The sequence below is a fragment of the Streptomyces sp. NPDC020996 genome, from assembly GCF_040641355.1.
GTDB lineage: Bacteria > Actinomycetota > Actinomycetes > Streptomycetales > Streptomycetaceae > Streptomyces.
On sequence record NZ_JBFADM010000047.1, the window covers coordinates 55,588 to 66,732 of the forward strand.

Below are 11,145 nucleotides of genomic sequence, written 5' to 3' on the forward strand. Positions count from 1 at the left end.
GCGCCCCGCGGTGCGCGCACCCACCGGCCGGTCAGGCGACCGTGCACTCCTGGTCGCCCAGCTTGAACGAGGCCGGCTTCGTGTTCGAGCCCGACCAGCTCCCGGTGAAGCCGAAGCTCACCGACGACCCGGCCGCCACATTGGCGTTCCAGGTCACGTTCTTCGCCGTCACCGCGGCGCCCGACTGGGTGAAGCCGGCGTTCCACAGCTGGGAGATCTGCTGGCCGTCCGGGAAGGACCAGCCGAGCGACCAGCCGCTCCAGGCGCTGGACCCGGTGTTGCTCAGCTGCACGTCCGCCTGGAAACCGCCCGACCACTGGTTGGTGATCTTGTACGTCACCGTGCAGGCGCCGGTCGGGGTGGGCGTCGGGTCGGTGCCGCCGCCGCTGTCGCCCCCGCCGGTGTCGGAGGTGTCCCCGTAGATCACCCCGCGCCCGTTCGTCGACACGTACACCCGCCCGTACACCCGCGGGTCGCCGGTGATCGCGGCGCCCGTGAAGGCCCACTGGTGGGCGTCGTCGTTGATGCGGGTCCAGCTCGCGCCCTTGTCGGTGGAGCGGAAGATGCCCCGCACACCGCCGATCTTCGCGCTGGTGTAGAGGGTCTGGTAGGACGCTCCCGTCGCCGCCTTGCCGAAGCCGATCGTGTCGGCCTGGTCGACGTTCGCCAGCTTGGTGAAGCTCGCCCCGCCGTCGGTGGAGTGCCACAGGCCGTACGCGCTGCCGCTCGCCCCGCCCGCCAGCCACACGTCGCCCTTGGCGCCGGGCAGCGCCTTGAAGCGGACGCTGTCACCGCTCGGCAGGCCGCTCGCGGAGGACGCCGTGAAGGTGGCTCCGCCGTCCGTGCTCACGTAGAACTTCCCCGACTTGAAGCCGTAGAAGGTCTTCGGGTCGACCCGGTCGGACTCGACGATCGCGCCGGCCGGGATGCCGCTCGACGCCGACCAGGACGAGCCGAAACCGGTCGTGTACTGCACGCCGGTGCCGTCCGGGCTCCACACGAAGCGGCTGCCGTCGGCCGCCGCCGCGACCGTCCCGCCGCCGCTGACGCCCGAGGGGTCGGTGCCCGCGAACCAGTTGGCGCCGTTGTCCGTCGAGAACGCGACGTGCGGGCCGGAGTCCAGGTTGCCGACGCGCACGACGGTGTTCGGGTTCGTCTCGGCGAAGTCCAGGCTGGTGGTCGTGGTGAAGGTCGGGGAGGTGTACATCATCGACGGGACCTTCGTCAGGTCCGTGTGGCGGAAGCCGCCGATGTCACCGAGCGCGCTGAACAACTGGGCGCCGCCCGACGGGGGAGAGGCGAGGTCGAGGACGGCCGTCTCCTCCAGCCCCTGCACCATCGGCTTGATGGTGAACTGGCTCCCGCTGTCCCACTTGGTCAGGTTCTCGGTGCCGTAGACCGTCGCGCCCGTCCCGTACATCATCCGGTCGGAGTCGAACGGGTCGATCTCCAGCGCCTCGGTCATCCAGCCGAGTTTCGGGGTCTGCTCGGGCGGTGAGGGGTTCGCGTTCCAGGTCAGCCACGGCGAGGAGGAGACGTCCATGGTGTAGCGGTTCACCCGGTTCGGGTACGACGTGTAGTCCCACGCCTTCGTCCAGGTCGCGCCGCTGTCCGTGGAACGGAAGATCTGCGTGTCCGGCCACCAGGAGCTGTAGCCCGTCGCCATCACCGTGCCCGGGTGCTGCCGGTCGACGGTCAGCCCGCTGAAGCCGTAGTAGGTGTCCGCCTCGGCGACCGGGCTGATGTCCGTCCAGGTGCCGGTCGCGGTGGCGTACCGCCACAGCCGCCCCTTGCCGCCGTCGTAGGGGCCGCCCTTGTCGCTGTATGCGAGGTACAGGTAGCCGTTCTTGGCGTCCAGCACGCCCTTGTGCGCCAGGTATCCGGTCGGCTGCCCGGCCAGCCGGGTCCAGGTCGCGCCGGCGTCCGTCGAGCGGTACACCGCGTTGTCCTTGTCGGCGACCCCGACGTAGATCGTCTTCGTCGCGCTGCCGGACGTGCCGGTGGACTCGTCGAAGGTGACCCAGACGATGCCCTGGTTGTCGGAGGCGTAGCCGGAGGTGTCGCTCGGGTCCTGCGCGTAGTTGCCGGGGTTGGGGAAGGCCGTCACCTGCGACCAGGTCACGCCCGAGTCCGTCGACCGCCACAGGCCCTTGCCGCTGGGCGCGCCAAGGTACAGCACGCTGTCCTTGTTCGGGTCGATGGCCAGGCGTTCGCCCATTCCCCGGCCGGGCATGTTGCCGCCCAGCTTGAAGGGCAGGTCGGTCTTCTGCCAGCTGGCGCCCCGGTCGGAGGACCTGAGCACGGCGCCGTTGCCCGGGTCCCAGCTGTTGGTGTACGTGCCGACGGCCGCGTACACCTTGTCCGGGTCGACGGAGTCCGACGCGAGGCTGACCACGCCGGTGTGCCCCCAGTGGTCCCAGTCGACCGAGTCCAGCAGGGGCGTCCAGGTCTTCGTCGACTGCTGCCAGCGGTAGGCGCCGCCGATGTCGGTGCGGGCGTAGGCCAGGTTCTTCTCGGAGCGGTTGAAGACGATGCCGGGGACGAAACCGCCGCCGTCGATGCGGGCGTTGTGCCAGGTGTAGGTGTCGGCGGTGAGCGTCGTCTTCGGGGCGCTGCCGGCCGCGAGTGCGGGCGGGGTGCCCGCGAGCAGACCGGCCGCGAGCGCCAGCACGGCCGTGAGGATGCGGGTTCTTCGCACGGTGGGGCGTCCTTCCTGAGCGGGGGACAGGGGAAAACGCGCGAGTGCCGGGCGGCCCCCGGTGCAGGTAGGGGGCCGCCCGGCAGGTCGGCCTCGCCGTCAGGTGGCGAGGCCACGCACACGGAGCCTTCAAGCGGTTCCGGGTAAGGGCGGCGGTCGCGGTGCCGCCCTTCCCCGGAGCGCTCGGCGGGGGCTATTCGAGAAGCTCCGCGTACGAGCCCATGGCCAGGGCGATGTCCGCCTGGGCCCAGAACCGGTGGTACGTGAAGACGGGCGCGGCTCCGCCCGCGAGGTAGCTCTGGATCTTCGACCAGGCCGGGTCGTTCTTGTAGAACGAACGCAGCGAGGAGAACGTCGACGACGAGTTGATCGTGTCGCCGTTCGGCATCTTGCCGCTCCAGCCGCTCGGGACGTAGACGGTGTCGTTGAAGCGGTTGTAGTCGGCGCGGGTCTCCGGGACGGCGACGCCCAGGCTGTCCTGGTAGTTCGCCCACATGCCGTCCAGCAGCGCCTTCGCCGTCGACTTGGCCGTCGCGTCACCGGACTTGGCGGCGTAGTACGTCAGGGTCTTGGCGTACGCGGCGGCCACACCGACGTCGTTGGTGTAGTCGGCGACGGTGACGTGCAGCGAGCTGTTGGAGCCGGGGCTCGACGGGTTCCAGGTGTCGGGCTGGCCCGACCACTGGAGCGTCGACGGGATCTGGTAGGTGCCGTCCGGGTTGATCGTGGTCTTCGACAGCGCCCACTTCACCCACTTGTCGAGAACCGCCTTGGCCTTGGCGTCTCCCGTCTGCTGGTAGTACTCGGCGACCCGTTCCATCGACCACGCCTGGAAGCCGAACCACTGGTTGGACGGCGGGTCGTGGTAGACGGGCTGCCAGTCGTAGTACATGCCGTAGAAGGTCGGCGTGCCCGACGGCGGGGTCGCGTACCGGCCCGCCCAGCTGTTGGTCGCGCCGCCCGCGATGGCGCCCTCGGACGACTGCAGCCACTGGTAGAACTCCAGCTGCCGCTGCAGCGACTTGCTCCAGTCCGCCGCGCCCGTCGCCGACTTCGGCTTCAGGTCCGCGTAGCTGCTGAGGGCGTACGCGGCGAGCGGGTTCTGGTAACCGCCGTGGACGTGGCTGGAGCCGATGCGCCAGGCCCAGCCGGCGTTGGTGTCCGTGGCGCCGCCCCACGCGTAGTACCAGGAGAGCAGGTAGTGCGAGGCGTCCTTGCCGGTCCCGGCCGCGCAGCTGGACGGGCCGACACAGTTGCCGATCTTCTTGAAGTACTTGTCGTACATGGCGTAGCGCAGGTAGTCGCCCATCTTGGCGGCCTTGCCCACCGTCGTGGCGACGTCACTGCCCTTGCCCTGCTGCTTCGCCCACACGTCGGCCCAGTAGGCGGCCTGCACCGCACGGGCGTCGGCGTCCGGGGCGTCGGTGTACTTCCACTGCTTGGAGTAGGACGAGTCGCCGGTGAACAGGTCCAGGTAGCCGTTCGTGCCGCCGTACTTGAAGGCGTCACAGGTGGGCTGCGGAACCGTCTCCCACACCGACTCCTGCGGACCGCGCTGGAAGGTGTTGATGTACGACGGTCCGGTCGCCGTCGGCCCCGCCTCGCACTTGCCGGGCTCGTTGCCGTAGCCGTAGACGTTGTCGACGTCCTGGATCCAGTGCATGCCGTAGACGTCGTCCGTGCCGTACGCGCTCTTCAGCTCGCTCGCGATCGGGTCCGAGCCGACCGACACGCCGGTGTCCAGCTTGGCCGGGTACTCGTTCGGGGTGTCCAGTTCCGGCGCGTAGGTGGCCGGCTTGGACGCGTTGTAGTAGGAGTTGGTGGGCTGGTCGGCGTGGGTGGGGATCATGTACTTCTCCATCAGGCCCCACGCGCCGTTGAACTTCGACCAGTCACCGGTGACCTTGCCGTACATGGCCTGCAGCCACAGCAGGTAGCTGTACGCCTCCGACGTGGTCTCGTGGCCCTGGTCCGGCGCCTCCACGATCAGCGTCTCGACCGAGTGGTACGGGATGCCCTCGGGCGAGAAGTAGCCGTTCGCCGGGTTGGTGATCTTCCCGTAGAGGTCCAGGAAGCGGGCGTCGTACGCCTTGGAGGCGGCCAGCTCGGTGACGGTGACGGTGGCCTTGGAGTGGCCGGTCGCCGTCGACTCGAAGGTCGCCGAGCCGGTGCCGGAGGAGTCGGCGGTGACGGTCACCTGCTGCGCCGTGCTCCAGTTGGAGGGCGTGAAGGTGAGGGTCGTCCCGCCGGACACCGTCAGGCCGGAGTTGCCGCTCGCGCGGGCCGTCGTCACGGTGACGTTGGAGGAGGGCTTGGTGGACAGCTTCACCTCGTACGTGCCCGACTTGCCCTGCTGGACGCCGAGCTGGGTCGGCGAGGCGACCACCGCGGGACCGGAGGCGACCGTGATGCCGACCGGCGTGGACTCCGCGGACGCGCCCAGGCTGTCGTACGCCTTCGCCACCAGAGAATGACTGCCCACGGTCAAGCCAGAGGCCGAGAAGGTGAACGGCGAGCTGGTGTCGGTGCCCAGCAGCGTCGTGTCGTCGTAGAACTCGACCTTGCTGATCGTCGCGTTGTCGGCGGCCGCGGCGGTGGCCGCGAGCGGGACCGCGTCGCCCTGCGTGTAGACGGCGCCCGCGGTGGGGCTGGTCAGCACGGTGACCGGCGGCTGGTGGGCGCCGGCGCAGGTGGTGCCGTTGATCGCGAAACTCGTGGGTGCGGTGTTGGTGCCGCTGTAGGTGAACTGCGCGCCGGTGGAGACGGCGGCGCCCGCGGCCACCTTCCCGTTGTACCCGGCGTCCTTCACCGTGATCTGCTGACCCGACTGGGACCAGGTGCCGCTCCAGCCGTTGCTGAGCTTCTGGTTGCCTGAGTAGGAATACGTCAGTGTCCAGCCGTCGATGGCGTCCGTACCGTGGTTGGTGATCGTCAGGTCCGCGGTGAAGCCGGAGCCCCAGTCGTTCGTCTTGTAGTCGACGCTGCACTGAAGTGCCGCCGCGTGGGCGGTCGTTGAGCCCGTCGACAGCATGGCCAACGGGAGCGCGAGGGCCGCCAGGGCGGCGGTCCACAGGCGCCGCGGTCCCGCCCATGCGGCGCGGCGTCTGCGTCTGGATTGCATGTGCCGGTTCCTCCTTGCGGCTCGGAGAGTGGGGTAGGAGCAACAAGCCTTGAACCAGTGGGAGCGCTCCCATAGTGGGGATGAGGGTAGGAGCGGTCAAGATGTTCGAAGAGTCGAAAAGATTCGACGGCTCTGTGACAAGGACAAGTCAAGAAAGTTTCTGTCACCCTCTGTTCAGCTCGGTCACTTGGCGCTAGCTTCTTGGTCACCAGTGGGAGCGATTCCATCAGTCGACGCGCCGGTTACGGTGCGCCTGATCTGCAAGGAGTCGCTCATGCGACACCCCCCGCGTTCAGCACTTTTAGCCATTGCCGGCGCGACCGCCCTCATCGGGGCGATCACCGTGCCGGCCGTCACGGCGCAGGGAGCCACGCCCGCGTGCACGGTGGAGTACTCCGTCACCAGCCAGTGGGCGGACGGCTTCCAGGGCGCCGTGAAGATCACCAACAACTCGGCCGCGCTGAGCAGCTGGAGCCTCGGCTTCGACTTCTCCGGCGGACAGAAGGTCACCCAGGGCTGGAGCGCCAAGTGGTCCCAGTCCGGCACCAAGGTGACCGCTGCCAACGAGAGTTGGAACGGTTCCCTGGCCACCGGCGCGAGCGTCAGCGCCGGGTTCATCGCCTCGTGGTCGGGGAACAACGCCGCGCCGGCGTCGTTCACGCTCAACGGCACCACCTGTAACGTCGACGCCGAACCGTCGCCGACGCCGACACCTACGCCTACGCCGAGCAACCCGCCCGGCACGGGCGGCGGCAAGGCGCCCGCGCTGCACGTCTCGGGCAACAAGCTCGTGGACGCGGGGGGAACGAACCACCGGCTGCTCGGCGTGAACCGGTCCGGTGGCGAGTTCATGTGCGTGCAGGGCTACGGCATCTGGGACGGTCCCGTCGACGATGCCGCGGTCAAGGCGATCGCGGACTGGAAGGCCAACACGGTCCGCATTCCGCTCAACGAGGAGTGCTGGCTGGGTCTTTCCAACATCAAGCCCGAGTACGGCGGAGCAAATTACGTGGCCGCCGTCAAGGACCTGGTGGCCCGCGTCGAGGCGCACGGCATGACGCCGATCGTCGAACTGCACTGGAGCTACGGCCAGTACACCGGCAATTCGGCCGGCTGCTCCGACGTGCACGCCACCTGCCAGAAGCCGATGCCGGACATGCAGTACTCGCCGTCGTTCTGGTCCTCGGTGGCGAGCACCTTCAAGGACGATCCGGCCGTCGCCTTCGACCTGTTCAACGAGCCCTATCCGGACCGCGCGACCTCCACGACCACCCAGGCGTGGCAGTGCTGGCGGGACGGCGGCAACTGCCCCGGCATCGGTTACGAGGTCGCCGGAATGCAGGACCTGGTCGACGCGGTCCGCGCCACGGGCGCGAAGAACGTCGTCCTGGCCGGCGGGCTCGCCTACTCCAACGACCTGAGCCAGTGGCTGACGTACAAGCCCAGCGACCCCACGGGCAATCTCGTCGCCGCCTATCACGTCTACAACTTCAACACCTGCTCGAACGAGAGCTGCTGGAACTCCACGCTCGCCCCGGTGGCGGCCCAGGTGCCGCTGGTGGCCGGGGAGATCGGGGAGAACACCTGCTCGCACTCCTTCGTCGACCAGGTCATGAAGTGGTTCGACGACCGGGGCCTCTCCTACCTCGGTTGGACCTGGAACACCTGGGACTGCTCCTCCGGTCCCTCCCTCATCTCCGCCTACGACGGTACCCCCACGTCGTACGGCGCGGGGCTGCGCGACCACTTGCGCGCGCTGAACGGTTGATCCCCCGACAGAACAGGAAACCCGCTTTCATGAGCCGCACGAGAACATCGATACTCGCCGCCCTGGCGCTGGTCGCCGGGACGGCCGGGACGGCGACGGCCGTCGTCCCGGCGGACGCCGGCCTGTCCGCCATCCCCTGCACCGTCGACTACAAGGTGCAGAACCAGTGGGACACCGGCTTCACCGCCGCCGTGACGGTGACGAACAACGGCGCCGCGAAGAGCAGTTGGTCGCTGAAGTGGTCCTACGCCGGCAACCAGAAGATCACCAACTACTGGAACGCCAAGATCAGCCAGAGCGGCACCGCCGTGACGGCGAACAACGAGTCCTACAACGGGACGCTGGCGAACGGCGGTTCGGCCAGCTTCGGGTTCCAGGGCACCTACAGCGGCACCAACGCGGTGCCGGGCACGTTCACCCTCGACGGCGTGACCTGCAACGTCGACGACGGCAGCGGCGGCGGTGACAACGGCGGCGGCACCACCGACCCGAGCGGCCGCGTCGACAACCCGTACGCCGGCGCCAAGGTCTACGTGAACCCGGAGTGGTCCGCGAAGGCCGCCGCCGAACCGGGCGGCAGCCGCGTCTCCAACCAGCCCACCGGCGTCTGGCTCGACCGCATCGCCGCGATCAACGGGGTCAACGGCGGCATGGGCCTGCGCGACCACCTCGACAAGGCCCTCACGCAGAAGGGCAGCAACGAAGAGGTCGTCCAGCTGGTCATCTACGACCTGCCCGGCCGTGACTGCGCCGCCCTCGCCTCCAACGGCGAACTCGGCCCGACGGAGATCGACAAGTACAAGACGCAGTTCATCGACCCGATCGCGGCGATCCTGGCCGACCCGAAGTACGCCTCGCTGCGGATCGTCACCACCATCGAGATCGACTCGCTGCCCAACCTCGTCACCAACACCGGCAGCCGCCCCACCGCCACCCCCAACTGCGACACCATGCTCGCCAACGGCAACTACATCAAGGGCGTCGGCTACGCGCTCGCCAAGCTCGGCGCGATCCCGAACGTCTACAACTACCTCGACGCCGGCCACCACGGCTGGATCGGCTGGGACGACAACTTCGGCGCGTCGGCCAACCTGTTCAAGCAGGCGGCCACCAGTGAGGGCGCGACCGTCAACGACGTCGCCGGCTTCATCACCAACACGGCCAACTACAGCGCCCTGAAGGAAGACCACTTCACCATCAACGACTCGGTGAACGGGACCTCCGTGCGCCAGTCGAAGTGGGTCGACTGGAACCGCTACGTCGACGAGCTCTCCTTCGCGCAGGCCTTCCGCAACCAGCTGGTCTCGGTCGGCTTCAACTCCAACATCGGCATGCTGATCGACACCTCCCGCAACGGCTGGGGCGGCACCGCCCGGCCCACCGCGGCCGGCCCGAAGACCAGCGTCGACGCCTATGTCGACGGCGGCCGCTACGACCGTCGTATCCACGTCGGCAACTGGTGCAACCAGGCCGGCGCCGGCCTCGGTGAGCGCCCGCAGGCCAGCCCCGCCGCCGGGATCGACGCCTACGTCTGGATGAAGCCCCCGGGTGAGTCCGACGGCTCCAGCAGCGCCATCGCGAACGACGAGGGCAAGGGCTTCGACCGCATGTGCGACCCGACCTACACGGGCAACGCCCGCAACGGCAACAGCATGTCGGGCGCCCTGCCCAACGCGCCGCTGTCCGGGCACTGGTTCTCGGCCCAGTTCCAGCAGCTGATGCAGAACGCCTACCCGCCGCTGCCGTAGCACGGCAGTGCGGTGGCGCCGTAGCGCGGTGACCGGTCGGTGAACCACATCCCGGCCGGTCACCGGTGATCCGCCGGGGTCGCCCCTCCCGGGCACGACCCCGGCGGATCGCGAATCCACCGCCGATCACGTCCGCCGTCGGCTCGCGCGGGACCACGCGTCCCGCGCATCGCCGTTTTTTGCCGCGCCCGCAACAGAAGTGGCCCCGTCCGGTGCGCCGGAGCACGCTGGCGGCATCCCAGGACGAGAGGCTGACGACCATGGCACACCCGGACCACGGCCACCACGCACACAACGGCGGTCACGACCACGGCCACCCCGCCCACGGGCATCACACGGACATCGACTGGGCCGAGATGGCCCCGTTCCTCGAGGCCCAGGCCGAACTGTTCACCCCCCTGTACGAGCAGGCACTCTTCTGGCTCGGCAAGGAGGTGACCGAGCCGGGTCTGATCGTCGACGCGGGCAGCGGCCCCGGAGTCGTCTCGTGCCTGTTCGCCGAGACGTTCACCGGCGCCCGCGTACTGGCCGTCGACGGCTCCGAGCCACTCCTGGAGCGCGCCCGGTCGCGGGCCGCCCGGCTCGGGTACGCCGACCGGTTCGACACCCTGGCCGGTGAACTCCCGGATGTCCTGGACGAGTTGGACTACCCGGCCGACCTGCTGTGGGCGGGCCGCAGCCTGCACCACCTGGGCGACCAGCGCGCCGCCCTCGCCGCCTTCGCACGTCGGCTGGCACCCGGCGGCACGCTCGCGATCATGGAGGGTGGGCTGCCGTCCCGGTACCTGCCGCGCGACCTCGGCTTCGGGCGCCCGGGTCTCGAGGCCCGGCTGGACGCCCTGGAGGCCGAGCGGTTCGCCCAGATGCGGGCCGGTCTGCCCGGCGCCGTCGCCGAGGTGGAGGACTGGCCGGCCATGCTGACCGGTGCGGGCCTGACGCACGCCCGCACCCGCAGCTTCCTCCTCGACCTGCCCGCACCGGCCCCCGACCGGGCCCGGGCCTACATCGCCGCGAGCCTGTCCCGGCTGCGGGAGGCGTTCGGCGACGCCCTGGACGCCGACGACCGCACCACCCTCGACCGTCTCCTCGACCCCGACGACCGGGCGAGCGTGCACCACCGTCCGGACGTGTTCGTGCTGGCCGCCCACACGGTGCACACCGCCGTCCGCACCGGATGAACCACGCCGGGTGAACCACGCCGGGCCCTCACTTCGGGAGCGCTCCAAGTGATGAACTCCCCCCGACGTCAAGGGACGTCAGGGGGTATCACCATGACCGGCGCACCGGTCGCGCTCATCACCGGCGGCGGCAGCGGCATCGGGGCGGCGGTGGTGCGGCGGCTGCTCGACGCCGGGCGCCGGGTGGCCGTCACGGGGCGGGGCGAGCGCCGGCTGCGGGAGTTCGCCGCCGGACTCGGCCACCCGGAGGGGCTGCTGACGATCACCGGGAACTCGGCCGAGTACGCCGACGTGCGGGCCGCCGTCACCGCCACGATCGAGGAGTTCGGCCGGCTCGACACGGTCGTCGCCAACGCCGGTTCCGCCACCCATGACTCGGTCGCGGAGGGCGACCCCGCGGGCTGGACCGACATGGTGCTGACCAACGTGCTCGGCCCCGCGCTGCTCATCCGCGCGTCCATCGACGCCCTGAAGGAGACCGGGACCGGATCGTGCTGGTCGGCAGCTCGGCCAGCCCAACTGACCCGGTACGCGGGAGGCCGCCCGCCCTGTCCAGGTGCCCCGTCGGGGGCCGCAGCGAGGCACGCAGGTTTCCCTCGCCCCCCGCCGACCACTTGCCGGCGGCCTTGCCC

General features: G+C 69.7%; 5 protein-coding genes and 1 pseudogene. 4 read left to right on the forward strand and 2 right to left on the reverse strand.

The window, feature by feature from the left end:
* Positions 1–31: 31 nt before the first annotated feature.
* Positions 32–2,698, reverse strand: a complete 2,667-nt coding sequence (locus AB0G63_RS27685; protein ID WP_360755399.1) for a cellulose binding domain-containing protein — start codon at positions 2,696–2,698, stop codon at positions 32–34.
* 193 nt (positions 2,699–2,891) lie between these two features.
* Complete coding sequence (locus AB0G63_RS27690; RefSeq protein ID WP_360755402.1) at positions 2,892–5,819, reverse strand: glycoside hydrolase family 48 protein; 2,928 nt, start codon at positions 5,817–5,819, stop codon at positions 2,892–2,894.
* 274 nt (positions 5,820–6,093) lie between these two features.
* Here AB0G63_RS27690 and AB0G63_RS27695 point away from each other — a divergent pair, with 274 nt between their 5' ends.
* The 4 genes and pseudogenes from AB0G63_RS27695 to AB0G63_RS27710 all read left to right on the forward strand — a co-directional run.
* On the forward strand, positions 6,094–7,587 hold the full coding sequence (locus AB0G63_RS27695; protein ID WP_360755404.1) for a cellulase family glycosylhydrolase: 1,494 nt from the start codon (positions 6,094–6,096) through the stop codon (positions 7,585–7,587).
* 29 nt (positions 7,588–7,616) lie between these two features.
* Positions 7,617–9,335, forward strand: a complete 1,719-nt coding sequence (locus AB0G63_RS27700; protein ID WP_360755406.1) for a glycoside hydrolase family 6 protein — start codon at positions 7,617–7,619, stop codon at positions 9,333–9,335.
* Positions 9,336–9,595: 260 nt separating this feature from the next.
* On the forward strand, positions 9,596–10,513 hold the full coding sequence (locus tag AB0G63_RS27705; protein ID WP_360755409.1) for a methyltransferase domain-containing protein: 918 nt from the start codon (positions 9,596–9,598) through the stop codon (positions 10,511–10,513).
* Between the two features lie 93 nt (positions 10,514–10,606).
* Positions 10,607–11,019: pseudogene (locus tag AB0G63_RS27710) on the forward strand (SDR family NAD(P)-dependent oxidoreductase); the annotation flags it as partial.
* Positions 11,020–11,145 lie beyond the last annotated feature (126 nt).

Bases quoted from the DNA above. Each gene is read 5' to 3' on its own strand.
- AB0G63_RS27690 (WP_360755402.1), bottom strand. From the start codon at position 5,819: ATGCAATCCAGACGCAGACGCCGCGCCGCATGGGCGGGACCGCGGCGC.
- AB0G63_RS27695 (WP_360755404.1), top strand. From the start codon at position 6,094: ATGCGACACCCCCCGCGTTCAGCACTTTTAGCCATTGCCGGCGCGACC.
- AB0G63_RS27700 (WP_360755406.1), top strand. From the start codon at position 7,617: ATGAGCCGCACGAGAACATCGATACTCGCCGCCCTGGCGCTGGTCGCC.
- AB0G63_RS27705 (WP_360755409.1), top strand. From the start codon at position 9,596: ATGGCACACCCGGACCACGGCCACCACGCACACAACGGCGGTCACGAC.